Consider the following 25,967-nt stretch of genomic DNA (forward strand, 5'->3'; position numbering starts at 1 on the left):
GGCTGCATACCAATGGCGCTTCTCGATCGTCTATCGATCCGTGACTTCCGCAACGTCGTGCGTGCAGAGCTCGCGTTTCCGGCCGAGGGTGTAGTCATCATTGGCGACAACGGCCAGGGCAAGACAAACATTCTGGAAGCGATCTACTACTTCCAGCTTCTCCGCTCGGTTCGCGGAGCGCGCGACGCAGATCTCGTGCGCTTCGGCGCAAGCGCGTTTCATCTGCACGCAACAGTTGCAACCAACGGTGAGCACGAGATCTCCGCCGCGTTCGGTCGCGGGCGAAAGCGCGTGACCGCCGACGGCGCGGAGGTGAAGCGCTTGAGTGGCGCGCTCGGTTCGCTTCCGGCCGTCGTGATATCGCCGCGCGATGTCGCGCTCGTGAGCGGATCGCCGAGTGAGCGACGGCGATTTCTGGACGTCGCGCTCGCGCTCACTTCACCACGCTACCTCAGCGCGCTGCAGCAGTACCGTGCGGCACTCACGCAGCGCAACGCCGCATTGCGCGGAGTTGCGCGCGGAGTCCAGTCCGATGAAAGCGTGGCTGCATGGGAGCCCGCGCTTGCCGCGAGCGGTGCAGTTCTACTGGCTGAGCGGATCGCGTGGATGGATCAGCACGAGCGCGAGTACACGCGCATCACCGCCGCGATCGGCGAGCCCGAGCCGATGACCATGCGCTACGTGACGTCGACCGCGAATCCGCGAGACGCTGCCGACGAATTGAGCGACACGCTCGCTCGCAAGCGCACGCTGGATATTCGCAGGGGATTGACGCACGCCGGGCCGCATCGGGACGACGTTGCAATGCAGATCGGCGGACATGATCTGCGCACTTTTGGCTCCGGCGGTCAGCAGCGCACCGCCGCCATCACGCTCCGATTGCTGGAGGCAGAGACACTCAAGGCGCATGCTGGCACTGATCCGTTGCTGCTTCTGGACGATCCGTTCGCGGAGCTGGACGTGCGTCGCAGCGCGCACATCCTCGCGTTGCTTCAGGAGGCTGTGACCGGGCAGACGATCCTGACCGTGCCACGCGCGGGCGACATACCGCCAAACCTGAGCAGACTGGTGCGGTGGCACATAGCCGCCGGCGCGATCGCGTCTGGAGTGGCACCCGGGGGCGAGAGTGTCCGATAAAAAACGCACTCCTGAACGGATCTCCGACGCACTCAGTTTCTACCTGAAGGAAGCCGGGCTGGACGTCCGCATGGTCCAGTCCGCAGTCGTGCCGGAATGGGCCGAGCTGGTTGGGCGCGACATTGCCGCCGTGACCGAGCCGCTGTTCGTGACGCCCGACGGATCGCTGTTCGTGGCGGTCCGGACAAATGCCTGGATGACTGAGCTGCAGCTCATGGAGCCGCAGCTGGTAAGGGCATTGAATACCGATCCCGCGCGCCCGCGGGTCCGAAAGCTCCGGTTCCAGTTGGCGCGGCCGGTCTGACACCGCCAAGTTGTTGTCGCACAATAGCTTACAGCGTGCCACGACGCTTGCCAATGGGGTCCGTTCCGGTTATATTATAGAGTCTACGGCACCGTTGCATTCGGTATTTATTCGGTAGCCGTCCCACGCCAATTTTGGTCGCGTAAATGGCTGTCAAAGAAAAGATCGATCGCACGACTTCGCATTACGATGCGGAGAACATTCAGGTTCTCAAGGGGCTGGAGGCGGTTCGCAAGCGGCCCGGCATGTACATCGGATCGACATCCGCAACTGGTCTTCATCACCTCGTCTACGAGGTCGTCGACAACTCCATCGACGAAGCGCTCGCCGGACATGCGAGCGAGATCTCAGTCACGATCCACAAGGATGACTCGATCACCGTAGTCGATGACGGACGTGGAATTCCGGTCGACGTGCACCCGACCGAAGGTCTGCCCGGTGTCGAGCTCGCACTTACCGTGCTTCACGCCGGCGGCAAGTTCGACAAGAACAGCTACAAGGTTTCGGGCGGTCTGCACGGAGTCGGCGTTTCAGTCGTCAACGCGCTGTCGTCGCAGCTCAAGGTGTGGGTCCAGCGCGACGGCAAGATCTATTACATGGATTTCAACCGCGGCACGACCGTCACCAAGCTCAAGGTCGTTGGCACGGTTCCCAAAAACGACACCGGCACCAAGACCTGGTTCAAGCCGGATGAGTTGATATTCACCGACCTCGTTTACAAGTACGACACGCTTGCCAATCGCATGCGCGAGCTGGCGTACCTCAACAAGGGCGTCAGTATCACGCTGACGGACGAGCGCGTCGGACAGGAGAAGGCGGAGACATTTATCGCCCGCGGCGGTCTGCAGGAGATGGTCGCGTATCTCAACGCGCGCACCAAGCCGCTGCATCCCGAGGTCGTGTACATCGACACCACCCACGACGACATCGGGATCGAGATCGCGTTTCAGTACAACGACGGCTACAACGAGAACGTCTTCTCCTTCGTCAACAACATCAACACCCATGAAGGCGGAACTCACCTCACGGGCTTCAAGTCCGGCCTGACACGCGTCATCAACCAGTACCTCGGCCGCAGCAATCTCAACAAGAAGGACAAGGAGTCGACACTCTCCGGCGACGACGTGCGCGAGGGTCTCACGGCCGTCCTGTCCGTCAAGGTTCACGAGCCGCAGTTCGAAGGTCAGACCAAGACCAAGCTCGGCAACTCCGAAGTCGAAGGCGCCGTCAAGTCGGTGATGAACGACCTGCTCAACCGCTATCTGGACGAGCATCCGAAGGTCGCAAACATCATCATCGAGAAAGCGCTCTCCGCGTCGCGCGCTCGCGAAGCTGCGCGCAAGGCACGCGATCTCACGCGCAAGAAGAGTGCGCTCGACGTCGGCAACCTGCCAGGCAAACTGGCCGATTGCTCGCTCAGCGATCCGGTTCTCTGCGAGCTGTATCTCGTCGAGGGCGACTCCGCAGGTGGCTCGGCCAAGATGGGCCGCAACCGCAACTTCCAGGCGATCCTTCCTCTGCGCGGCAAGATCATCAATGTCGAGAAGGCACGTATCGACAAGGTGCTGTCCAACGAGGAAATCCGCACGATCATCACGGCGATCGGAGCCGGCATCCGCGACGACTTCACACTTGAATCGACGCGCTACCACAAGATCATTCTCATGGTGGATGCCGACGTTGACGGCGCGCACATCCGCACGCTGCTGCTGACCTTCCTCTTCCGGCAGATGCCGGAGCTCATCGAGGCCGGTTACATCTACCTCGCTCAGCCGCCGCTCTATCGCGTCGCCAAGGGGAAGGAAGAGTACTACGCCTACGACGAGAAGGAGCGCGACGATCTCATCGCGCGCCTTGGCGGCAACGACGGCAAGACGTCGGTCAACATCCAGCGCTACAAGGGGCTCGGTGAGATGAACCCCGACCAGCTCTGGAAAACCACGATGGACCCCAACACGCGCACCCTGCTCAAGGTCGACATGCAGGACGCCGTACAGGCCAACGAGATCTTCCAGACACTCATGGGAGATGACGTCGAGCCGCGCAGACAGTTCATCGAGGCAAACGCGAAGTTCGTGAGCAATCTGGACGTGTAGCACACGTCCATGTAAGACGATTTGACGAACGCAAGAGCCCGGCAATCTTCCATCGATTGCCGGGCTCTTGCGTTACCTGCTTCACAGAATCGGGCGACGCGTCCTGCAGCAACGAATCGCCCACACCCGCTTACCCCAGCTTGGTCTCGCGCCCACTCCTCCGCCCTATACTCGGCGCGTATCACTCATCCGATTCGCCGCTGATGCGGCAGGAGTGTCATAATGCAGAGAGTAATTCGCCGAACGTTGCTCGCGGCGCAGTTGATCGCCGCCACGGTAATCGCAACGCCGGCCCATGCGCAGTCCAGCGCGTCGGGCTCGATCGCCATCACCGCACAGGTCGTGGCACCGCTCCAGCTCATCGTAACACACGCACTCGATTTCGGCCGCATGCTCACGGCCACTACCAAGACCATCGCTCCGAGCGCGGCGACTGGTGGCCGCTTCGAGCTGATCGGCCAGGGCGGCTCCGCAGTCACCGTGACGCTATCGATGCCGTCGCAGCTCAATCCGCCGGCCGGAACCAACCTGCCGGTCACGAACTGGACCTACCTCCTCGGCGACAGCCCAACGCTGACCGGAACACCGGTCACCTTCAACTCCGGTACGAGCGACCCGATCGCGGCGCACTTTCAGACGTTTGCCGGTACGACGAAGTTGTACTTCGGAATCGGCGCGACGGTGCAGGCCTCCGCAGCCCAACCCACCACGGCCTACACGGGCACCGGCCAGATTACGGTCGCGTATTCCGATCTGTGAGGCTGCGTCTCGTCGGTGGCCGAGCGGCCAAGACCGGAGTCGCGTGGTGCGCACTCGGCAGGCTCGCCGGTGCGCAGGTTGCCGGAATAGGCGTCGATCCGCACATGGTCGTGTTGACGCCGGCCCGTCCCGCCGGAGAGATAACGGTGCTGAACCCGCACGCAACGCGTGCGGAGTTCAGCGTCGATCTGCGCTTTGGTTACGCGACCACGGATTCGGCAGGACAGCTGCGCGTCGAGCTGAACGACGAGCCGGACAACGCAAGCGCGGCCGGATGGATCATTCCATATCCCAGTCGGTTTGTGCTGAAGCCTGGTGCGACCCGCACCGTTCGGCTCCTCGCGCGACCGCCAGCAATACTTGCCGACGGTGAGTACTGGGCCCGCATTACCGTTCACGCGCGAGACGACGCACCGCCCATTTCAATCGATACGGCCGATACGACCGCACCGCGGCTGCATATCGCACTGGAGACCGCGACGGTTCTCCCGGTATTCTTCCGCAAGGGTATGGTTTCCACCGGAGTCGCGATCGGATCGGTTGAGGCCGTCGCACGACGCGGTGTGATCGACGTGCGCGCGACGCTCACGCGGAACGGCAACGGTGCATTCATCGGTGTCGCTCACCTCATCGTGCACGACTCCGCGGGCCATCTCGTCGCGACCGCCGATCGTCAGATCGCGGTGTATCGCACCATGCGGCCGCGCTGGACGATCCCAATTCCGCCCGAAGCTTCGCTCGACGGGAATTCCGTCGCCGTGTCGCTTTCCACAGATCGGCATGACGTACCGCGCAACATGCTGCTCCAGGCAAACCCCGTTGCGGCCATCCTTGCCGCAAGGAGAGACGAAGCGCCGTGACGCTGCTTACTGAAGCCGCTCGACAGCATCCGACGTTATTCGATGCGACACCAGCGGCAGGACATCAACCGGCGCATCACCAATCGAGATCGCAGCGTCGAGCACGCTGCGGCCGATCGCCACGCCGGCATCGTCCGCAGCGTGAATGAATGCAATCACGTCGCCTTCCGTAACGGCCGCGTTCGGCTTCACCATTATGTCGAAGCCGACGGCCGGATCGACGACATCGTGCATTGCGCGCCGGCCGCCGCCAAGCGCGACCACACCATGACCAATGGCACGCGGCTCCACGCGCTGCACGATTCCGTCGCGCGATGCACGGTACTCAGCACGAAGTGGCGACGACGGAAGCAGTGATACATCGTCGACGACGCGTGGATCGCCGCCCTGCGCCGCGACTATGGCTCGGAAGCGCTCTGCAGCCCTGCCGCTCCTGATCGCTTCGCGCATCTGCAGTTGAGCATCCTGATGCGTTGTTGCGACGCCGGCGAGCAGCAGCATCTCCGCGCCAAGCGCATACGTTACCGCCGCGAGATCCTCGGGCGGATGGCCGCGCAGAAACTCGATCGCCTCGCGCACCTCCATCGCATTGCCGCACGCGTCACCGAGCGGACGGTCCATTGCTGTGACTAGCGCGACCACGGGACAGCCGCGATCGGCGCCCAGCTCGATCATCGTCTTCGCGAGCTCGATCTCGCGATCCAGCTCGGGGAGAAACGCACCGCTGCCACTCTTGATATCGAGTACCAGACCCGTCAGTCCCTCGGCGAGCTTCTTGCTCATTATGCTGGCCGAGATGAGCGGTATCGCCTCGACAGTTCCGGTTGCGTCGCGGAGCGCGTACAACTTGCGGTCCGCAGGGGCGATCTCACCGGTCTGCCCGATGAGCGCACAGCCGATGCGGTCCAGCTGCGCACGTGCGGCCGCAAGAGACAGGTCGGTCCGGAATCCGGGGATCGATTCCAGCTTGTCCAGCGTGCCGCCCGTGTGTCCCAGCCCGCGCCCCGACATCATGGGCACCGCCACGCCAAGCTCGGCTATAAGGGGGGCAAGCACGAGCGACACCTTGTCGCCCACGCCGCCCGTCGAATGCTTGTCGAGTCGGGGGATGGCCATGTCCGACAGATCCAGCCTGGCGCCGCTGCTGAGCATCGCATCGGTCAGCGCGTCGGTTTCGGTACGAGACATGCCGCGGAAGAAGACCGCCATCAACAGCGCCGACATCTGATAATCCGGCACGTCGCCTGCCGAATACGCATGAATGAGCTCGCGCCATTCGGACGACGTAAGTTTGTCGCCGTCGCGCTTGCGCTCGATAAGCCGTGGAACGATCATCGGGGTATTCTAAGCAACGTTTACGCTCTTGGAGATGCCAATCATGGTTCGTAAGCTTGCCACCACGGGATTGATCGCCCTGTCCCTGGCCATCCCGGGACTTTCGGCCGGCGCCCAGTCTGCGGTTACGTGGGTAGCTCGTGGCGATTCGGCCTACGATGCCCGCAACGCGACCGCGGCACTGGAAGCGTATCAAAAAGCGCTCGCAATCGAGCCGAACAATTATGACGCGTCGTGGCGTGCAGCTCGCTCGCAGGTGGACCTCGCACTGAGCGAATCAGACGCGGGCAAGCGGAGCGCCATGTACAAGGCGGCGCAGGACGAGGCGGCTCACGCCATTCAGGTCAACCCCTCCGGCGCAGATGGCCACTTCGTATCGGCCGAAGCGCTCGGACGCATGGCGCTCACACTTGGCGCCCGCGATCGCGTGAAATACGCAGGCAAGGTGCGCGACCAGGCACTCGAGTGTCTCAGGATCGAGCCAAAGCATGCCGGATGCCTGCACGTAATGGGAGTATGGAACGCCGAAGTAATGCGCCTCAACGGCTTCACGCGCATGATCGCGCGCAACTTCCTCGGAGGTCAGGTCTTCAGCCAGGCAAGCTGGGCCAACGCGCGGAGCTATCTGGAGCAGGCCGTGACCAACGATCCACGCCGGATCGTGCATCGCCTTGACCTCGCAAAGGTGTACGTCGACATGGGTCTCCCCTCACTCGCGAAAACGGAATATCAGGCCGTCCTGTCAGGCGAGCTTGTCGACTACAACGACCCGAAGTACAAGGCCGAAGCGGCTGAGGCGTTGAAAAAGCTGCAGTGACGAGGTTGGTGCTGCGGCACAGGGCGGCCCGTCGATGGCCGCGAAAGCGGGAACCCGTCCGCCCCGAATGCCGTTCGCTGAAACCGCCTTATGCGACGTCGGCCGGACGACGTTGGCCGGCGCGCGTCCGCGCCGCCCTGTTCAACTCCTTGCCGAGTTGCTCCCATGGACTGCGGCGCCATGGGCGGCGACGCCGGAGCTCACGACTCAGGGCCAGCCTGGTATGGGCCCCCGACTGCGGAGCGACCAGAAGTGCAATGCCGGCGCCGAGTACCACGCCAGCGGCAACCCCTGCAGCGACCAGGGCGACCGAGCGCCAGTCGGCTTCGCGCTTGAATGGGCGGCCGCGTGGAATATTGGTGGCGTCAGCGCTCTTTTTGCGGCTGAGTTTGGGCCTCCAGAAGCGCCGCGAACGTGCGCCAAATGTTTCTTCGGGTGAGTCGTGAATAGTATCCATTAGTCTTGTGAGAACTGAAGCTGGTAAGAATCTTGCTTGAGACGGCGTGCAATACCCGTGCGAGGAGTGGATGAGCGAATCTGGAAAGTTAGTGTTACTCGTAGAAGACAACGAAGACAACCGGATCGTCTACTCGACGATTCTCAAGCATTTCGGCTATAGTGTCATCGAGGCGCTGAACGGAGAGGAGGGCATCGCAAAGGCGCGAGCCCAGCAACCCGATCTCGTCCTGATGGACATTTCCATACCCGTAATCGACGGTTGGGAGGCCACGCAGGTGCTGAAGCACGACCCCGCGACCAGGCACATCCCCATCATCGCGCTCACAGCTCACGCGCTGGCCTCTGACCGCGAGAAGGCGATGGAAGTTGGATGCGATGGCTATCTTGCCAAGCCCTGTGAGCCTCGCGCAGTTGTCGCCGAAGTTCAGCGCTTCCTTGGTCGGCCTGATGCCGGATGAGCAGACCAAGCGCATCCTCGTCGTAGACGACCACCCGGATAACATTCAGTTGTTGCGCGCGCGGTTGGAAGCGCGCGGATACATAGTCGAAGAGGCCGCCGACGGAGAGGCGGCGCTGGCACGGGTATACACCTCGCCGCCGCCCGACCTGATACTGCTCGACGTGATGATGCCGAAGATCGATGGCTTCGAAGTCGCTCGCCGAATAAAGAGCGACGAGTCCCTCCCCTTCATTCCGGTGATAATGCAAACCGCTCTCGATTCCACCGAGAGCATGGTGCAGGGCTTCGAGGCGGGCGCTGACGACTACATCGCGAAGCCGGTCAACTTTCGTGAGCTGGACGCGCGCGTGCGATCGCTGCTTCGTATCCAGACGCTCCAGTCAGCGCTGCAGCAGCGTGAGCGCGAGCTGTCCGCCGCAAACGCACAACTGCTCGTGCTGTCCAGCACCGACGTACTCACCGGCGTTGCGAATCGTCGCGCACTGGAGGAGCGCCTGCATGACATGTGGGAGCATTCACAGCGCCTTCACGAGCCCCTCTCGCTCGTGATGTGCGACATCGATCACTTCAAGCGGGTGAACGACGAGTACGGACATCAGGTCGGCGACGTCGTGCTCCAGCAGTTCGCGCACCTGCTGGTGAGCGAGGCGCGCGAGGTGGACAGGGTTGGCCGCTACGGCGGAGAGGAATTTGTACTGCTGCTCCCTGGCACCGTCCTCGATGCGGCAGTAACATTCGCGGAACGCATTCGGGAATGCGTGGAAAAACGCGAGTTCACCTACGGTGATGGACAGACGTTGCACCGCACGATGAGTTGTGGCGTTGCTGCATGGCCACACCCGCTCATCGCCGATCAGGAGGCGCTCATCAAGGCCGCTGACGACGCACTGTACGTCGCGAAGGAAACCGGAAGGAACCGCGTAGTGCGATTCGACAGCCGCGAGTTCAATGAGCATATCTCGAAAAACGGAACGACAGACCGGGCAAGCTAGCAAGGGCGAGGATTCTCCATCCGCCCGCGCCAAGTCGCTGCGTGAGATCCTCAACCGGGCATCGCACGAGTACTACGTGCTCGACAAGCCCGAGCTCAGCGATGCTGAATACGACCGGCTGTTTCGCGAGCTCCAGCAGATCGAAACCGCGTACCCGGAGTTGCGCAGTGCCGATTCGCCGACGCGTCGCGTGGGCGCGGAAGTGCAGAGTGCGCTCGTCAAGCACACGCACGCAGTGCCAATGCTATCGCTCGCCAACGCGTTCGACGATGATGAACTGCGCGCGTGGGAGGATCGCCTCATCCGCATCGCGGGCGACGACATCGCGCGAGCGGGCTATTCGGCAGAGCTCAAGATCGACGGCGCGGCGGTGAGTCTTACGTACGAGGATGGATTACTCGTCGTCGGTGCGACGCGCGGCAACGGAACCATAGGCGAGGACGTCACCGCCAACATTCGCACCGTACGCGACGTGCCGCTGCGTCTTACCAACGCGCCGCGCGGCCGCGTCGAGATTCGCGGCGAGATCTACTTTCCATTCGATCAGTTCGAGCGCATGAACGAAGCGCGGGTCGCCGCCGGAGAACCGGTATTCGCAAACCCGCGCAACGCATCCGCTGGCAGTCTCAGACAGCTCGATCCAGCCATCACCGCATCGCGCCCGCTTCGGTTCTTTGGCTACGCCGTTGCATTCGACGACCCGGCGAAGCTTCCCTTCAAGACGCAATCCGAGCTGCTCGGTGCACTTCGAACGTGGGGCATTCCAGTCGCGCCGCACGCATTGCGCTGTCGCACGATGGAAGAGGTAACGGCCTGGGCTCATCGCGTCGAACACGAGCTGCGCGCCGAGCTCAACTTCGCGATCGACGGCGGCGTCGTCAAGGTCGATTCGCTTCGGTTGCAGGACGACCTCGGCGTTGTCGGCGGACGGGAGCCGCGCTGGGCGATCGCGCGGAAGTTTGCACCCGACATTGCGGAGACGCGTCTCACTGCGATCGAAGTCAACGTAGGACGCACGGGCCAGTTGAATCCGTACGCAGTTCTCGAAGCTGTGGAGATCGGCGGCACCACCGTGCGACTCGCTACGCTGCACAACGAGCAACTCATTCGCGACAAGGACCTGCGCGTGGGCGACGTTGTGCAGGTCAAGCGCGCCGGCGACGTGATCCCGCAGGTGATCGGCCCTGTGCCCGAGCGACGCTCCGGAAGCGAGCGCGAGTGGCGCATGCCTTCACGCTGTCCGATCTGCAACACGCCTGTACAGCGGGATGCTGATCTCGCGGCGATCTACTGCCCCAACGTCGCCTGTCCGGGCCGCCAACTGGAGTCGATCGTGTATTTCGCCTCGCGCGGTGCAATGGACATTCGCGGTCTCTCATACGCGCGCATCGAGCAGTTGCTGGACGCGGATCTCGTACATGATGTCGCCGATCTCTACACCCTCGGCGTCGACGACCTTCTTGCACTGGACGGTTATCAGAAGAAAAGCGCGACGTCACTGATAGGAGCGATCTCCGCATCCAGATCACAACCACTGTCGCGTCTCCTCACCGGTCTCGGTATTCCGCACGTCGGCGAGACTGCGGCGCGTCTGCTCGCGCGGCACTTCGGCTCGTTGAAGGCGTTGTCCTCAGCTAGCGCCGAGCAGATCGAGGCCATTCGTGGACTCGGAGATGTGATCGCCCAGTCGGTCGCGAGCTTCTTTCACGATCCATCCGTCCGGTCGTTGATGACCAGGCTCGAGCGCGCCGGAGTGAAGCTGGACGAGCCGACCCACGTGGCCGCCTCCGGCGCGCTTACGGGTCAGACGGTGGTGATCACAGGCACACTCCCGACGCTATCGCGGTCGCAGGCGGCCGCCCTGATCGAGGAAAATGGGGGCCGAGTGACCAGCTCGGTTTCCAAGGCGACGACGTTCGTGCTTGCAGGGACGGAGCCGGGAAGCAAATTAGACAAGGCCAATGCGCTCGGCGTTCCGATAATAGACGAGAGCGAGCTGTTCAACCGGATCGGGCAATAGAGTGAACGAGACCAATATCAACAATCCGCCGCTTCTATCAGTCCCGCCCCGTGCGCTCCTGGCGCTCCGGAAGGCCATGCTCACGCGACCGGACCTCGACACCGTCTTCGCGCTACGGGATGCCGCCTTCGCTGGCGGTGACGCGATGTACGACGCCTTCGCAGCGTTCGTCCAGGCAAAGGACAACGTCGACCCGCAGGAACTCGAAATCCAGCGGTTCTTCCAGCGGGCCGGTGAATTCTGGACTCAGTCCGGCTGGGGCCAGACGTCGTTTTCCGAAGCCGATGGGGCCTTCTGCGCGGTCGAGATCACCGGCTGCTGGGAAGCACACGTCGACGACCAGCCCGACCCTCGCGGCTGTCACCTGACGGTCGGTATCATCGGAGCGTTCCTAGGCAAGTTCGCCGACTATCCGGTCGCGGTGCTCGAAGTCGAGGGGCCGGCGACGGACAGTGAGAAATGCCGCTTTCTGGCAGGAAATGTGGACATGATCGGCGCGAAGTACGCGGAGAATTCGTAGCAAGTGGTGCGGGGGACGGGGTCCGTCCCCCCGGCAGAAAGTTCCTCCGGAGTCCGTCCCTACTCCGTCCCTACTCCGTCCCCCTAGCCGTTCAACAGCTCCCGATAGACCGGATTTGGAACGAGCGTTCCATCGACGATTACTTCGCGATCCCACGGCAGCACCACGGCACTCTCGGTCGCGAGTGCGTGGTAATCCGGCTCGTAGCTCCCCGTTCGGAAGCAAACAGCCGTTCTCACCTCGACCGCGCCCACATGATGCAAGGCTGCTATCGCCAACCGTAGCGTGTCGCCCCCGTCGCACGTCTCATCCACCACCAGCACTCGGCGATTCAGCGCCTGCGGCGGCGCCTCGCCAAAGACAGCGGGCGTTTCGCGGATGACTTCGGAGTGATATTTCCGGCTCACCAGAATCGAATGAAAGTCGCGGCCCAGCATGGCGGCCACGACAGCGCCAGGCACGACTCCCGCCGTGGCGACTCCCACGACGATGTCCGGCTGGTACGCGCGCGCGACCTTGAGGGCAAGTCCGCGGGAAAGCTCGCCGAAGAGGGGCCACTCTACCACGAGGACCCCGCGCGCCGGATCGATGGATGTGCGTCGAGGCATGATAGCAAGCTAGCCCGAACGGTGCGTCCTCGATAGCTTCCCCTAATGTCGTTCTGGAGCCGGCTGACAGGAAAAACTGCAACACAGAAGCCACAAAAGCTGGACTACTTGAGCGAGGCCCTCGCGCTCGAGCGTCAGGGCGATTTCGACGCGGCCCTGACGTCGTATCGTCTCGCAATGCGGGACCAGCCGAGCAATTTCAAGGTGCTCCAGAACATGGCGATTGCCTACACCAAGGTCGGCCAGCCGGAGCAGGCAATCCGCTGTTACCGTGGCGCGCTGCACATCGAGCCGCGGCTGGCGGGAGCGCACTACGGACTGGCCTTTCTGTTGCTAAAGCGCGGTGACATCGCAGACGCAGCATATCATCTCGACGCGTTTCTGCTCGACGCACCCAAGAGTCCCGAAGCCACGCGCTGGGTCACGCATGCGAGAGAAACGCTGGATACGTTGCGGACCAGCGATGGCGAAGTGACGACCGATTCCGTGGATGCTGATCTGACGATGGATCAGCCGCCAGAGGACCCGGAATAAGTGGGTTCAGTTCTCGCCGTCGTCAGCCAGAAAGGTGGCGTCGGCAAGACGACCACCGCGGTGAATCTGGCCGCGGCATTCGCGCGGCGCGGACTCAAGACGCTCATCATCGACGTGGATCCGCAAGGCGCCGTTCGTTACGGCGTTGGGCTTCGCAAGGACCACTCAGTCTACGGCTTCGCCGACTATCTGAGCGGCGAGTGTGCGCTGCGCGACGTGATTCTTCCGACGATGCTGCCGTGGCTGCGTGTGATTCTCGCGGGTACGGTCAGTGACGAAGCCGATCACCTCGCATATCAGAGTCTGGTCGCGGACTCGGAGTTGCTTCCCGAGCTGTTGGAAACGGCGCGCCAGCGCTGTCACATCGTAGTGGTCGACACGCCCCCCGGGCTCGGTCCCATCACGCACAAGGTACTGCTCGGCAGCCAGCACGTAGTGGTGCCGCTGCAGTGCGAGCCGCTTGCGTTGCAGACGACGCCGCAGATCCTTCGCGGGATTCAGAGCGTCGTCGAACTCAACGAGCAGTTGATACTGGACGGGCTCATTCTGACGATGTACGAGCCCAACAATCCTGCCAGCGAGCGCGTCGTCGAGTACGTTCGGCAACACCTGCCCGCGAATATTGTTTTCCGCCAGCTCGTGCCGCGCACAGTTGCAGCGGCGGATGCGTTCGCCGCCGGCCAGCCTGTAGTGACGCGCAGCCCCGCGGACGCCGCGGCGCAGGCATACATCAACATCGCGACTTCGCTCGTCGAGCGAATGGATGGCTGAGCTGGTCCGCAAGGCGATGCCACGCAACCGTGGTATTCCCGCGTTGATCGCGCTGCTGCTCTCAGCAGCCGTACTGGGAGCGGGCGCGTGCGCGGAGATCAACACCGATCCGAAATTCGCCGCGGCGATCGCTATCGACACACTGCCATTCCCCTCGATCGTGGCGAACGACTCTCTGCGCGATTCGCTCGGGGTTGCGCGTCCGCTGCACGGTTCCGTATTCAACATCGAGGGAAGCGCGCTCTCGTCGATTGCGGTGAGGTTTCGCACACCCGACGCAGGCGCAAGGGTGGACAGTGTAACCGGATACGTCGTGGCAGACACGGCGCGCAGTACTCCTGTAAGGATCATCGCAGTCTCTGGCGCGCTGCAGTCCGCGCCCGACACTCTGTATATCGTTCCGCTGCCGGACACCGTGAGCACCACCAGCACCACCGATTCGCTGCTGTATTCTCTCACGGATACGACGGCCAACATCTCGAATCCCCTGACACTGCAAGTGGGCCACCGTGTTCCGGTCTCGACGCCACTGCCGGTGCGCTCATATATCGTGAGCTACCGAATCGCATATCCCAGCGATACGCTTCTGGCGCAGCTGGTTACGCGCGACGGTGGGCGGAAATCGACCGTGGACACGACTGACGCAACCGGTACTTCGCAGCGACGAATCCGGCTTCGGCCCTTGAGTCTCACGAGTGTCAACGATTCCGTAGTGGTGATCGCCACGGTACGTTACCGTGGTGTTGCCGTCGCCGGCGCACCCGTTCGGTTTGTACTCAAGGTGAAGCCGCACCCGTAAGACTGGAGCCATAGATGCTCGTGGTAAACGGTGGACCACGCCCGGAGCCCGGTACCCTGAATCAGTTGTTCTTTCAGGCGATCGAGCGGTACGACAAGCCGGACGCGCTGCAGGTGAAGATCGGAGGGCGCTACGAACCCATTTCGCATCGCGCCATGCTGGAGCGTGTGCGCCACGTCGCGTACGCACTGCAATGGATGGGAGCGAAACCGGGCGACCGTGTCGCGATACTTTCCGAGAACCGTCCGGAATGGGCGATCGCCGATTTTGCGTGCCTTACGACAGGCGTGACCGATGTTGCGATCTACCCCACGCTACCGGATTCGCAGATCGCGTACATCCTGAAGGATTCGGGTGCCATGGCGATCTTCGTCTCGACTGCGGAACAGGCCCAGAAGGTTGCGACCATACGCCATCAACTTCCCACGCTCAGATCCGTCATAAGCTTCGATTCCGTGGAGTCGGGTCTGGCGGATTTCAGCATGGCCGAATTCGAGCGACGCGGCGCGGAAGACGAGCCGCCCGACGCCGCCGCGCGCCACCGTGAGCACGCCTTGCAGGTACGCCCCAACGACATAGCGACCTTCCTCTATACCTCGGGTACCACCGGCGAGCCGAAGGGCGTCATGCTGACGCACGACAACATCCATTCAAACGTCGCTGCATCGCGCGAGATGATCCCGTTCGTCGGCAATGACGTTGCACTCAGCTTCCTCCCGCTGTCGCACATCCTGGAGCGTATGGCCGGACACTATCTGATGTTCGCGACCGGAACTTCCATTGCATATGCGGAATCCACGGCGACAGTGCCGGACAACATGCTCGAAGTGCGTCCGACACTCATGATATCTGTCCCGCGCCTCTATGAAAAGATGTACGGACGCGTTGTCGAGACCGGAATGACTGGCGGGGCGGTCAAGAAGCGAATCTTCCTCTGGGCCCGCGCGACAGGCGACAGGTGGGCGGACGTGAAGCTTGCCGGTGACACACCGCGCGGTGGCCTGGCGCTGAAATACTCGCTCGCGCAGCGGCTCGTCTTCTCCAAGCTCAGGACGCGCACGGGCGGACGGCTGAGATACATGGTATCCGGCGGTGCGCCCCTCTCCGCAGAAATCAACAAGTTCTTCTACGCTGCCGGTCTCACTATCCTCGAAGGCTACGGCCTCACGGAAACCTCGCCTGTCGTCGCCGTGAACACGCCAAGCGCGTTCCGTATCGGAACCGTAGGCATGGCTATTCCGGGAGTGTCGATCTCCATCGCCGAAGACGGCGAGATTCTGGTGCAGGGTCCCAACGTGATGGTGGGCTACTACAACAAGCCGTCGATGACGAAGGAAGCGATCGATTCCGGCGGATGGTTTCACACCGGCGACATCGGCGTGCTGAACGACGGCTTCCTTACCATCACGGATCGCAAGAAGGAGCTGCTGGTTACGGCTGGCGGAAAGAACATCGCGCCGCAGCCGATCGAAACGCTGATGAAACGCAGCAAATTCGTCGCGGAAGCGGTGCTCATAGGCGACCGGCGCAAATTTCCCATGGCACTGGTGGTTCCGGATTTCGACCAGTTGGAAAAGTGGGCGCGCTACAAGGGACTCGTCTTTTCGGACCATGAAACGCTGATCGCGCTTCCGGAAGTGCGCGCCAAGATGGAGCGAGAGACGCTATCCAGCCTTGGCGATCTCGCGCACTTCGAGACACCCAAGAAGGTCACGCTGGTCCCGCAGGATTTCTCCGTGGATCGCGGCGAGCTTACGCCGACGCTCAAGGTCAAGCGACGTGTGATCGACGATCATTACAAGCATCTGATCGACGCTGTCTATTCCGAGGTGGAGGCGACTGGATCAGCGCCGGTGGAGCGCCACTAGCGGACCACGCTTCTCACCGATCCACCAGTGATCGTCACGCGCAATCTCTTCCATCTCCGCTGGGACTGGCAGCATTGCAGGCGCGACCATCCGCCCGCCGGGCGAGAGAGCGCGCGCGGCAAGCCTCAACTCATTCCCAGACCAGCCCGAGTCATCGATCGCGACACCACGGAGCGAGCCGTCGGTAACGGGTAGGCGGTTATCGGAGTAAAGCGTTCCAACTCGCTCCGACTCCCCAATCGGTTCTTGCGGGTTGACGGCATAAGCGCGCAATCCAACCAGCTCCGCAAGCTCGATCGCGTACCGCGCCCAGTCACCCACGAGCGCGATCGTTGCTCCGTCGGCAACCGCGAGGAATGCGCCGACTCGGATCGCGCCTTCATCATCGCGTGGCAACAACTCCCCGGTGACGGCTCCGGCACTCCGGTCGCGGAACCACACTTCACCGTCCTCGATCTCGTATTCGCGGCGGCACGTGGGGCAGCCGAGTAACCCCTGCACGACCAGGCGCTCGTCGCGTTGAAGTATTGCCGCAACCAGCGGGATCTGAGGATGGTCGGCAGTGCAGCGCAACCCATCCAGTAGCTCGATGAACATCCGGCAATCAGTTCCAGCGTGTTAGGCGTGCATTACGAGTGCGACAGCCGCAACTCGTCGACGTTGACGGTTGCTGGCTGCGTCACTGCGTACAACACCGCGGAGGCCACGTCGCTCGGCGTGAGCATCGCACCGCGATCCGGCACGATCCGTTCGGGTCCGCTGAACGTGATTCCATCCCACATGTCCGTATTGACCGGTCCCGGTGAAACGAGCGTCGCGCGGACGCCAGAGCCCTTCAGCTCCAGGCGAAGCACCTCGTGCATGGCACGCAACGCGTACTTGGCCGGCGCGTACGCACCATTCTCTGGAAAGATTCCGCGGTCCGCGATCGAGCCCAGGCTGACGAAGTGCCCGCTTCCACGCTGTTTCATCTTCGCCGCAAACGCGTGTACGATCAGAAACGGGCCAAACAGATTGGTGCCGAGTACGTCGCTGAACAACCGCATCGGCATCTCCGTAATCGCGGCGACCTGAAAGACCCCCGCATTGTTCACGACGAGGTCGGGCGCGCCTCCCAGCTCGGTCTCCACACGCTCGGCCATCCCGCGCACCGACGTCTCATTGGTAACGTCACATGGCGCGGCGAATGCGCCGTGGCCAATCTCGCCCGCAAGACGTCGGAGGGCATCCTCCGTACGTGCAACGAGCGCAACTCGCGCTCCGTCACTTGCCAGAGCACGCGCGATCGCCTCACCGATGCCGCGCGATGCGCCCGTTACGAGCGCACTTCTTCCGGCCAGACGGTTGCTCAGAGCGACGACCCGTTCGGGATCAGGCGCAGGAACTCGTCGCGCGTCTTTGGATCCTCACGAAACGATCCCAGCACGGCGGACGTGACAGTGGTCGAGTTCTGCTTCTGTACGCCACGCATCATCATGCACAGGTGCGCCGCTTCGATCACCACTCCGACGCCGCGCGGTTTGAGCACATCCGTTATGGCTTGCGCGATGTCGACTGTCAGACGCTCCTGCACCTGCAGCCGGCGAGCGAAGATGTCCACCACGCGAGCAAGCTTGGAGAGCCCGACGATTCGTCCGTCCGGTATGTACGCGATGTGTGCCTTTCCGAAGAACGGCAGCATGTGATGCTCGCACATCGAGTACAGTTCGATGTCGCGCACCAGGATCATGTTCGAGTGCTCCTCCTCGAACATTGCGTCTCCGATTACCGTTCGCGCATCCTGATCGTAGCCGTGCGTAAGAAACGCCATCGAGCGCGCTACACGCTCAGGCGTCTTGAGAAGACCTTCGCGATTGGCGTCCTCGCCCAGCAGAGCCAACTGCTTTCGCACGAGGTCTTCGTAGTCAGCCAGCGCAGCTGCGGACGTGCCAGGCGGCAGAATGTCATCCGGGTCCGGCTCGAATGCCCTGTTGATCGCAGTGTTAGTGGCCATCGTATTCCACGTAGTTGTTCTCCGTCTCCCAAAGTACCAGCCGAACCAGCCGGCCCGGCCTGATCTTTCCTTCGAGAATGCGCCACATCTGAACGATCATGTTCTCTGCGGTCGGGATCACCTCGTGCATGAACGGAACGTCGACGTTCAGGTTGTGATGATCGACCAGATCGACCACCTCGCGAGTGACCAGATCCTTGAGCCGGCTCAGATCGAACACGTAGCCCGTGTTCGGGTCCACTTCACCCGCTACCGAGACGTCCAGCGTGTAATTGTGGCCATGGCCGTGCGGATTGTTGCACTTGCCGAAGGTGCGACGATTCTCCTCATCGGATAGCGCCGGATTGTGGACGCGGTGCGCTGCGTTGAACTTGAGTCGCCGGGTGACCGTGACCGTTGGCATGCATCCTCCGGACGCAAAAACCTCCGTCGTGGCTCGAGCCACGACGGAGGTCGGAGTGGAGAGGATTTTTGAAGCCCTGTCGAAACAATGAGGCTCTCACCCACGCTTTCCGCCTTCCCCGCACTGGGGCATGACGTCGGCACAGTTTGTCGATCCCACGTGAAGGACTTATCGGCTCAAAAACTGAGCTCTCCGCTCCGATGAAAACCGCGTAACTTATACGGAAGAAAGCTATTGGTCGTTCCACATCCGGTCAACGGACTAGAGGGGCATGGATTTAGGCATTGTCGTTGCGGTGGTGATGCTCGTGATATGGGGTGTGTGGACCTTCGCGCTCAATGCGCCGGGCTGGGCGCACATATTGCTCACCGTGGGAGTATTTCTGCTCTTCTATCGAATCGTGGTCCGCGGCACACCCGGATATCCCACAGCGGGCCGCAAAGAGTAAACGATGTTTGACCCAGCCGCGTCGGCCAGCGGACGCGGTGCGATCGCGGAACAGCCTCTTGCGCTGAAACCAGTCCCGCCGGGACTTGGGCGTCGCGTCGTTGTCACCGGAGCTGCCGGCTTCGTCGGCTGTCACACCTGCCGCGCTCTCGCCGGGAAAGGCTGGCAGGTCCGCGCCCTTGTTCGAAGCGCCGCCAAAGCGGCCGAGCGACTCGCCCATCTTCCAGTTGAAATCCGAATCGGTGACATTCGGGATCCTGCGTACCTCGCGTCATCGATGGACGGCGCCACAGCGGTCGTTCACCTCGCCGCCATCGCTATCGAGCACGATGGCGATACCTACGAATCGGCCAATACGAACGCAACGCGCGCCGTGATCGAATCCGCCTCGAATGCCAGGGTGCGCCGCTTCGTGCACATGTCGCAGAACGGCTCCGACAGCAAGTCGCCTTACCGATTCCTTCGAAGCAAGGGCATTGCGCAGGACCTCGTCACGTCGAGCGACCTCGAATGGACGGTACTCCGCCCGTCTGTCATCTTCGGACGCGAGGACGAGTTCGTCAACATGCTCGCTCGTCTGGTGCGCCTCACTCCATTTGTATTGCCGCTTCCGGACGATGGCCGTGCACGCTTTCAGCCGATCGCGGTCGACGATGTCGCCCAGGTCATCGCGCACACGATCAGCGATGCGTCCACGCATCAGCAGATCTTTCCACTCGGTGGCTCCGCCGAGCTGACGCTTCGTCAGATAGCCGAGCGCATTCTCGTCGCCATGAACGCCCGGCGGGCCGTAATTGGCGTGCCGGCCGCGATCATTCGGCCGCTCGTCGCAGCGCTCTGGCATCTCGTTCCCAGACCGCCCGTGACGAGCGAGCTGCTCGACATCCTTGCGTTGAACAACACCGTCCCCGACAACGCACTCGTATCGGTGTTCGGAATCAGCCCGGCGCCGTTCGCGCCGGAAGAGCTTTTGTACCTTCGCAACATCACCTTCGGGGAAGCGCTCCGGTCGTTGTTCAGGAACTAACCCCTCAAAGCTCTCAGCCCGTCCGCGACCGCCCCGAGGCAGGATTCCAGTCCTGCAACCGTATGGTCTCCCATATGTCCGACGCGAAACGTCGCCGATCGTAAAACTCCGTAACCGGTGCCGATCGTATATCCACGCTCGGCAACGTTCCGCACCAGATCGGTCGACACCATTCCCGACGGTAACGATACCGCAGTAACGGTCGGCGACCGCGCTCCCTCCTTCGCGAGTATCGAAATATCGATATCGAGCGCATCACGCGTCCGCCCCACCCATTGTTCCATGGTCGAGCGCATCGCTTCATGTCTGGACCAGCGCGCCTCGATCCCTTCGGCGACGATCGCCTGCACCTGTCGATCGAGCGCGAAGATGAGCGACACCGCAGGGGTCGCTGGCGTCTCCTGGTTCCGCGCGTGGGAATCGAAGGCGAGCAGATCGAAGTACATGCCACGACCCTCCACTTTTTCGATCGCCCGCAGATAATTCTCCGACACCACGGCGAACGCCAGCCCTGTCGGTAGTGCGAGCGCCTTCTGCGATGCGCTCACGACACAGTCCACGTCCCACGCGTCGAATTCCAGCCGCGCACCGCCAACTCCGCTGACGCTGTCGACAATTGTCAGTACTCCCGATTCACGCGCGACGCGCGCGATTGCGCGCACGTCTGCGAGCGCACCAGTGGAGCTCTCGTTGTGAATCATGGTCAGCGCCGAGTACGATCCAGCTTCGAGTCGCTTGCCGACCTCCTCCGCGTCCGGGACATCGCCCAGCGCAAAACCGATCTGATCCACCTCTCGGCCACACTCATGCGCGAGCTTCACGAAGCGCTCACCGAACGCCCCGTTCACGAGCGCCAGTATTCTTCCACGCGGCGCACAACGTATTGCGGCCTCCATTCCGCCAGTGCCGGATGACGTCAGTACATACACAGGCCGTTGCGTCCGGAACACGTCGCGCATTCCGGCCTGTATGCGCGAGAAGATCTCGTGAAACTCCGCGCCGCGGTGAGGGATCGGCTGCCGCAGCATCGCCTTCAAGACGTCTTCTCTGACTTCCGTGGGGCCGGGAAAGAAAAATGTACCCGGCTGCGGTTCAGGTTGCTGCACTCAGATCTCCCAGTTCGACAGGATGACACCGGCGTGCGCCGGCTCCGGACGATCGGCGAGCGTCATGCGAAGGTCGGTCCATCGAACGCGCGCTCCCCGACGAATGAGCTGTGCATACAAAGCGCCGTAGGCGCCCTGCATTCTGATGGCCACCCGACGCGTCCCGGATCTGCGTGCATAATCCGCGAGTTGGGTCGCGAGTACGTCGACGTCACTTTCGGCGCGGCACGCAAGCTTCAAAACACGCAGCTCGTCCCTGCCCCGACCTTCGACAAGCGGCGCTGTGTGACACAATGCAAAACCATCGACCGTGCCGCCGCGCTCCAGGACGAGCGTATCTCCCAGTCCGAGCGCGTGAGTCAGGTTGATCTCGCGCGTGTAATCGTATCCCGGCGATATGTCCTGCGTGAGTTCTGCGCATCTCGTGACGAGATCGGTCCGCTCGCTCTCGGACAGACGCCCCAGCTGCACGATTCTGCTGTCCGCGTAATCCGCGTCCAGCGTGATGGTGATCGTGAGATAGGATGGAACGTAGCCCAGCGACGAGTAGAAGCCGATGTTGTCGACCGTCCGGGGCATGGTTTCGAGACCGATAACTTTCGCGCCGTGATCAGCGAGCCACCTTGTCCCCTCGGTGACTACGCTCTTGCCGATACCGTGGCCCTGGAGAGACGGAGTCACGGCGAGGGGACCCATCCAGCCTTCCGTGCCAGACAGATGACACATGTTGAAGGCGACGATTTCATCGCGCTCTCCGCGCCATAGCATTGCGCCGCCGTCAGCGTCCTCGATCGCGAACCGCCAGATCGCGGAGCTGAGATTCGGAACGTGAACACCGACCAGCCCGTCCTTGCGGTATCGGTCGGTGAAGGCGCCGCTGAACACTGAGTTCAGGCTTGCGACGTCCCGCACGGTCGCAGGATACGGTCCCGACACGCTCGGCGAGCGTCTGAAGTTCTTCGCGAATCCAGCCGTCACTCAGGCTCCTTGCATCGGGAATACCGTATCTACCTCCACATCGTCGTGCTCCGCCAGCCGAAGCGACGGAATTCCCTCGTCCGACCCGTCGACCACCGACGCGCCCGTCTCCTCATCATAGCGCACGACGATAACCCTATCGACCCCCTCACGCACGCTCTCGATATGAGTGATGAGAATCACCTGCTCGAACCTGTCTTCCAGTCTATGGAGCAGCTCCAGAACATTGTCGCGTCTGGATGAGTCCAGTGATCCGAAGACCTCGTCCAGTACCAGCAACGAGAACGGTTGGCCCGACCGGTCGGCAATCATCTGGGAGATCGCCAGGCGAAGCACCAGATTGGCAAGGTCTTCCTCACCACCGGATATCACGGGCTTTGCTATCCCATCCTCCAGAACGACGATGTCGTAACGTTCGTCCAGCTCGAGTCTGTTGTAGCGCTCGTCAGTAAGCGCGCCAAGAAAAGAGCTCGCAATCTCCGAGAGTTCCGGACGCAGGGCATCGTTCAGATCGCCTCGAAGGTCCCGAAATGCGTTGTCCAACTCGTCGTGCATCAGCCGCTGGCCGTTCAGGACGCGCAGCCGTTCCGCCACTCGCTCATACTCGCGCTTCGCGGCCTCCGCGGTATCCAGGCGTTGCTGCGCAGCACGTACGTCACCCTGGGCGCCGACGACGATCAGCTCGCTGGATCGGGAAGCTTCAGTCGCGCGCTCGAAGTCGGCGCGAACAGCATCGTGCGCAGTCTGCGAGAACTCGCGCGTCGCGCCGGCGTTGCGCAGCGCATCGCGTTTCGCGATCGCCCTCGCCAACTCCGAGTCGATCCGCGCTCGCTCCACCTGCGCGGCCGGTGCGCGCTCGACCGCCGCCTCGAGCCGCGCGGCACGAAGGTCCATCGGTGCGAGACGCTCGATTTCCCTGCGCACGTACGCGTGACGCTCGGCATCGTACACGGCACTGATCGAGTTGATCTCCGCAAGCATCTCCGCGCGACGTTGGTCCTTCGCCGCTATCTCGCGTTCGAGAGCCGGCAATTCGTGCACGGCGGCCTGCACCTTGGCAAGTTTCCGCTCGAGCGTAGTGAGCGCCATCGCGAGGCCGCGCCGCTTCTCCTCCAGGGTCGATACGCCAGCCGGAATCGCGGCAAGTTGATCTTCGCGGTCCCGATAGTACTGGCCGTCCACGCGGAGCGTCTCCAGCTGTTCGGCCAGGTGCGTTACGACAGACCGGAAGTTGGCGCCGAGTACACGGTTGCATGTCGGACAGATGCCCTCAGCACCCAGCTCGACGATGCTATCGTGTTGCTCCTTCACATCGGCGTATTGGCGGCGCAGCTCCTGCAGCTTCGTTTCCGCTTCCTGCTTATCGCGTACCCATTCGGTGCGCAGCGTTTCAAGCGTCTGGGACGTCTCCTCGAACTGCGTACGAGCTTGCTCCAGCTCGAGCGTCACGGCCTCTTCCAGAGCTGGTGCTGTCTCGAGTCGTCCCAGCCGCTCGCGCAGCCGGATCAGCTCATCCGCCAGTGCGCGCTCGTTTTCCATGAGCGCGAGGCGTCGACCTTGCTGGCGGAAGAGATCGTCCAGCCCAAGTAGCTCCTGACGCAGAGCAGGCAGCGGCGCAATTGCCGCGCGCAGCGTCGCCAATTCCTCGTGCACAGTCGCGATCGCGATCAGTTCCGAGGCCAGGCGCTCTCCATCTCTCGTGAGATCCGAAACCTCACGCTCGACGATCGTTATCTCGGCGAGCAATCGTTGCCACTGCTCGCGCTCGCGCTGCGCCTGTTCCCACAAGGGAGTCACACGCCGCAGCTCCGCGAGCGCGATCGAATGACGCGTCCCAGCTTCATTCGAACGCGCAATCGCATCCTGCAGACTTGCGGCCGCCACCGACAGTGCGCCTGTGATCGCCTCCGGTTCAGGCATCGCGGAGCGGAGGCCGGCGATCTCGGCGCCGATACGCCTGCGTGATTCGCGTGCGATCTCCTGTGCGGCACGGAGTCGCTCATAGCCCAGCACTCGCGACAGGAATTGCGCGCGCTCGGTGGTACCCATCGCCGCCATCACGGCGAGATCCTTCTGACCCGTGAAGTACGTATTGAAGAATTCGCCGCGCGACATGCCCATGCGTCGCGCGACGAGCTCGTTCACGCCGCTGATGGAATTGGCGACAGCAGATTCGGATCCGTCCAGATAGAGCGATGCGGTCGTCAACCCGCGCTTCACTCTGTAACGATGTCCACCAAGCTCGAAATCGAGCTCGACCTCGACCGGGGCACGTGGTCCCGCGCCGAGGAACCGGACGCCGTCCCGCTGACCACGGATCGCTGGTTGACCGTACAGTGCCCACGCGATCGCTTCGAGCACCGTCGTCTTGCCAGAACCGTTTGGGCCAATGATCGCGGTGATGCCGCGATCGAACGTCATCTCCGTCCGCGCGTGCTGGCGGAAGTTCAGCATGCGAAGACTGTTGATCTTCACAGCGAGTCGCTCACTGGAATGGCTGTCGCCGCAGCATCCGCCATGGTCAGATATTCCATACCGAGCGACACGAATGCAGCACGATCGATCTCCGCGGAAATCGGTCGTGATTCCAGCTTGTCGCGCAGTATCTCCGGCAGCGACGGACGTCTTCCCGGCGCCCCGCTCGCACTACGAAGCACGAGCTCCGGGCGGCGCACGTCGAGGTTGAAGTGCAATGCACGCCGCTTCACGTCGCGCACAGCCTTGGGGTCCATCTGACGCGCAACGTGTCGCGACACGTTGGTGATCACGAGCCGCGCTACGTTGTCGTCTATCGGCACGCGCGAACTATCCACTCTTTCCTGTATTGCCTCGTCGAGTTCCCGCGCCGTCATCGACGTGCCATCGAGTCGCGGAAGGTCCACCAGCGGGCGGGAGACGGTGAGTGGATGAAAGGTGTGGGTCGCTGTCTCGAGGTCCCACTCGATGATGCCCTTCCCCCCGCGAACCGGATCGTGCAATCCGGCGGCCCGCTCCTCGTGAATCTCACCCCACGGATTGGCGCTGGTGTAATCGATCGAGCCAGAGTAGTAAGCGTTCGGCGCCACTTCGCGGTGAACGTGATAGTGGCCGAGCGCCACGTAGTCCCAGCGCGTCGGCTCGATCTGATCCTTGCTGATCTCGACGCTGGATCGCTCCATGCGCCGCGCGTAATCCGGCAGCACGCCCTCCACCTCGCCGTGCAACAGCAGAATGTTCCGCTGCGCCGCAGGATCGGGTGTAAGCGCCGGAACGCCGCTCGGCATGTCCGGAACCGCCAGAATCGAGACGCCCTGCTCCGGAAACTCCAGTCGCTGTGCATCACCTTCGACGACCGTGATTCCGAGCGGCGAGAAAAGGCGAAGGATGCAACCCGTTTCGGCTGTGCGTGGGGTGTCATGATTGCCAGCGACCATCACGACCTTCGCATCCGGCAACGACGAAACGAGACGCGCGAATTGCAGGAAGGCGTGCAGGATCGCGGGATTGGACGGACGCACCGTGTGAAATACGTCGCCCGCGATGAGAACGAAGTCGGGACGCAATTCGATGGTCCGGTCGATCGCCCGCTTGAACGTGCCGGCGACATCGGCTTCACGCTGATTGATTCCAGCGGGAGTCAATCGCTGATACTGCCGGTAGCCAATGTGAAGATCGGCGAGATGGACCAGCCGCAT

General features: G+C 62.4%; 27 protein-coding genes. 16 read left to right on the forward strand and 11 right to left on the reverse strand.

Features of this window, described 5'->3' with window-relative positions:
* The first annotated feature begins 12 nt into the window (after nucleotides 1–12).
* The 5 genes from recF (at nucleotide 13) to V4529_10970 (ending at nucleotide 5,156) form a co-directional block, all read left to right on the forward strand.
* A complete protein-coding gene (gene recF, locus V4529_10950; GenBank protein MES2358839.1) occupies nucleotides 13–1,137 on the forward strand; it encodes a DNA replication and repair protein RecF in 1,125 nt (374 codons plus the stop codon).
* A complete protein-coding gene (locus tag V4529_10955) occupies nucleotides 1,127–1,441 on the forward strand; it encodes a DUF721 domain-containing protein (protein ID MES2358840.1) in 315 nt (104 codons plus the stop codon). Before recF ends, V4529_10955 begins: the two co-directional genes overlap by 11 nt.
* A gap of 146 nt (nucleotides 1,442–1,587) precedes the next feature.
* Nucleotides 1,588–3,537 (forward strand): DNA topoisomerase (ATP-hydrolyzing) subunit B, encoded by a 1,950-nt coding sequence (gene gyrB / locus V4529_10960; protein MES2358841.1) that lies wholly within the window; start codon nucleotides 1,588–1,590, stop codon nucleotides 3,535–3,537.
* A gap of 222 nt (nucleotides 3,538–3,759) precedes the next feature.
* Nucleotides 3,760–4,296, forward strand: a complete 537-nt coding sequence (locus V4529_10965) for a DUF4402 domain-containing protein (GenBank protein ID MES2358842.1) — start codon at nucleotides 3,760–3,762, stop codon at nucleotides 4,294–4,296.
* Entirely contained in the window at nucleotides 4,293–5,156 is an 864-nt protein-coding gene (locus V4529_10970) for a hypothetical protein (protein ID MES2358843.1), read from the forward strand. Before V4529_10965 ends, V4529_10970 begins: the two co-directional genes overlap by 4 nt.
* Nucleotides 5,157–5,162: 6 nt before the next feature.
* Here the strand turns inward: V4529_10970 and V4529_10975 are convergent, their stop codons facing one another.
* The gene (locus V4529_10975; protein ID MES2358844.1) at nucleotides 5,163–6,491 is read right to left on the reverse strand and encodes a thymidine phosphorylase; all 1,329 of its coding nucleotides are present in this window, start codon (nucleotides 6,489–6,491) and stop codon (nucleotides 5,163–5,165) included.
* A gap of 43 nt (nucleotides 6,492–6,534) precedes the next feature.
* On the opposite strand from V4529_10975, the gene V4529_10980 reads away from it, so the two are divergent.
* On the forward strand, nucleotides 6,535–7,308 hold the full coding sequence (locus V4529_10980; protein MES2358845.1) for a hypothetical protein: 774 nt from the start codon (nucleotides 6,535–6,537) through the stop codon (nucleotides 7,306–7,308).
* Nucleotides 7,309–7,396: 88 nt separating this feature from the next.
* Here V4529_10980 and V4529_10985 read toward each other — a convergent pair whose 3' ends face one another.
* Entirely contained in the window at nucleotides 7,397–7,765 is a 369-nt protein-coding gene (locus V4529_10985; GenBank protein ID MES2358846.1) for a hypothetical protein, read from the reverse strand.
* Nucleotides 7,766–7,835: 70 nt separating this feature from the next.
* Between V4529_10985 and V4529_10990 the strand changes: the two genes are divergently transcribed.
* Genes V4529_10990 through V4529_11005 form a run of 4 tightly spaced genes read left to right on the forward strand, consistent with a single transcriptional unit; the run spans nucleotide 7,836 to nucleotide 11,759 of the window.
* Nucleotides 7,836–8,225, forward strand: a complete 390-nt coding sequence (locus tag V4529_10990; GenBank protein MES2358847.1) for a response regulator — start codon at nucleotides 7,836–7,838, stop codon at nucleotides 8,223–8,225.
* Entirely contained in the window at nucleotides 8,215–9,219 is a 1,005-nt protein-coding gene (locus tag V4529_10995) for a diguanylate cyclase (GenBank protein ID MES2358848.1), read from the forward strand. The genes V4529_10990 and V4529_10995 overlap by 11 nt, the downstream gene beginning before the upstream one ends.
* Entirely contained in the window at nucleotides 9,176–11,239 is a 2,064-nt protein-coding gene (gene ligA, locus V4529_11000; GenBank protein MES2358849.1) for an NAD-dependent DNA ligase LigA, read from the forward strand. Before V4529_10995 ends, ligA begins: the two co-directional genes overlap by 44 nt.
* A gap of 1 nt (nucleotide 11,240) precedes the next feature.
* On the forward strand, nucleotides 11,241–11,759 hold the full coding sequence (locus V4529_11005; protein MES2358850.1) for a hypothetical protein: 519 nt from the start codon (nucleotides 11,241–11,243) through the stop codon (nucleotides 11,757–11,759).
* A gap of 83 nt (nucleotides 11,760–11,842) precedes the next feature.
* On the opposite strand, the gene V4529_11010 is transcribed toward V4529_11005, so the two are convergent.
* A complete protein-coding gene (locus V4529_11010) occupies nucleotides 11,843–12,367 on the reverse strand; it encodes a phosphoribosyltransferase (GenBank protein ID MES2358851.1) in 525 nt (174 codons plus the stop codon).
* 45 nt (nucleotides 12,368–12,412) lie between these two features.
* Here V4529_11010 and V4529_11015 point away from each other — a divergent pair, with 45 nt between their 5' ends.
* From V4529_11015 to V4529_11030, 4 genes are read left to right on the forward strand one after another with little or no spacing between them, the layout of a single operon-like run.
* Nucleotides 12,413–12,901, forward strand: coding sequence for a tetratricopeptide repeat protein (locus V4529_11015; protein MES2358852.1), 489 nt, complete (start codon nucleotides 12,413–12,415; stop codon nucleotides 12,899–12,901).
* Complete coding sequence (locus V4529_11020; protein ID MES2358853.1) at nucleotides 12,902–13,672, forward strand: ParA family protein; 771 nt, start codon at nucleotides 12,902–12,904, stop codon at nucleotides 13,670–13,672.
* Nucleotides 13,665–14,471: a hypothetical protein gene (locus V4529_11025; GenBank protein ID MES2358854.1), complete on the forward strand. Its 807-nt coding sequence runs from the start codon at nucleotides 13,665–13,667 to the stop codon at nucleotides 14,469–14,471. The genes V4529_11020 and V4529_11025 overlap by 8 nt, the downstream gene beginning before the upstream one ends.
* 14 nt (nucleotides 14,472–14,485) lie before the next feature.
* Entirely contained in the window at nucleotides 14,486–16,339 is a 1,854-nt protein-coding gene (locus V4529_11030; GenBank protein MES2358855.1) for a long-chain fatty acid--CoA ligase, read from the forward strand.
* Here V4529_11030 and V4529_11035 read toward each other — a convergent pair.
* The 4 genes from V4529_11035 to V4529_11050 are packed head-to-tail and all read right to left on the reverse strand — an operon-like array spanning nucleotide 16,316 to nucleotide 18,735.
* A complete protein-coding gene (locus tag V4529_11035; protein ID MES2358856.1) occupies nucleotides 16,316–16,936 on the reverse strand; it encodes a hypothetical protein in 621 nt (206 codons plus the stop codon). The genes V4529_11030 and V4529_11035 overlap by 24 nt on opposite strands.
* A gap of 32 nt (nucleotides 16,937–16,968) precedes the next feature.
* Nucleotides 16,969–17,691, reverse strand: coding sequence for an SDR family oxidoreductase (locus V4529_11040; GenBank protein MES2358857.1), 723 nt, complete (start codon nucleotides 17,689–17,691; stop codon nucleotides 16,969–16,971).
* Nucleotides 17,688–18,332, reverse strand: a complete 645-nt coding sequence (folE, locus tag V4529_11045; protein MES2358858.1) for a GTP cyclohydrolase I FolE — start codon at nucleotides 18,330–18,332, stop codon at nucleotides 17,688–17,690. Before folE ends, V4529_11040 begins: the two co-directional genes overlap by 4 nt.
* Nucleotides 18,322–18,735, reverse strand: coding sequence for a 6-carboxytetrahydropterin synthase (locus V4529_11050; protein MES2358859.1), 414 nt, complete (start codon nucleotides 18,733–18,735; stop codon nucleotides 18,322–18,324). Before V4529_11050 ends, folE begins: the two co-directional genes overlap by 11 nt.
* 271 nt (nucleotides 18,736–19,006) lie before the next feature.
* On the opposite strand from V4529_11050, the gene V4529_11055 reads away from it, so the two are divergent.
* Nucleotides 19,007–19,183, forward strand: a complete 177-nt coding sequence (locus tag V4529_11055) for a hypothetical protein (GenBank protein MES2358860.1) — start codon at nucleotides 19,007–19,009, stop codon at nucleotides 19,181–19,183.
* 3 nt (nucleotides 19,184–19,186) lie between these two features.
* Nucleotides 19,187–20,209, forward strand: coding sequence for a complex I NDUFA9 subunit family protein (locus tag V4529_11060; protein ID MES2358861.1), 1,023 nt, complete (start codon nucleotides 19,187–19,189; stop codon nucleotides 20,207–20,209).
* Here the strand turns inward: V4529_11060 and V4529_11065 are convergent.
* Genes V4529_11065 through V4529_11080 form a run of 4 tightly spaced genes read right to left on the reverse strand, consistent with a single transcriptional unit; the run spans nucleotide 20,206 to nucleotide 25,967 of the window.
* Nucleotides 20,206–21,315 carry an alanine--glyoxylate aminotransferase family protein gene (locus V4529_11065; protein MES2358862.1) on the reverse strand — a complete coding sequence of 370 codons (1,110 nt, stop codon included), beginning with the start codon at nucleotides 21,313–21,315 and terminating at the stop codon, nucleotides 20,206–20,208. The two genes, V4529_11060 and V4529_11065, sit on opposite strands and share 4 nt — an antisense overlap.
* Entirely contained in the window at nucleotides 21,316–22,293 is a 978-nt protein-coding gene (locus V4529_11070) for a GNAT family N-acetyltransferase (GenBank protein MES2358863.1), read from the reverse strand. It abuts the gene before it with no gap.
* On the reverse strand, nucleotides 22,294–24,768 hold the full coding sequence (locus V4529_11075) for an SMC family ATPase (protein ID MES2358864.1): 2,475 nt from the start codon (nucleotides 24,766–24,768) through the stop codon (nucleotides 22,294–22,296). It abuts the gene before it with no gap.
* Entirely contained in the window at nucleotides 24,765–25,967 is a 1,203-nt protein-coding gene (locus V4529_11080) for a DNA repair exonuclease (GenBank protein ID MES2358865.1), read from the reverse strand. The genes V4529_11075 and V4529_11080 overlap by 4 nt, the downstream gene beginning before the upstream one ends.

This window comes from Gemmatimonadota bacterium (genome assembly GCA_040388625.1).
GTDB lineage: Bacteria > Gemmatimonadota > Gemmatimonadetes > Gemmatimonadales > Gemmatimonadaceae > Fen-1247.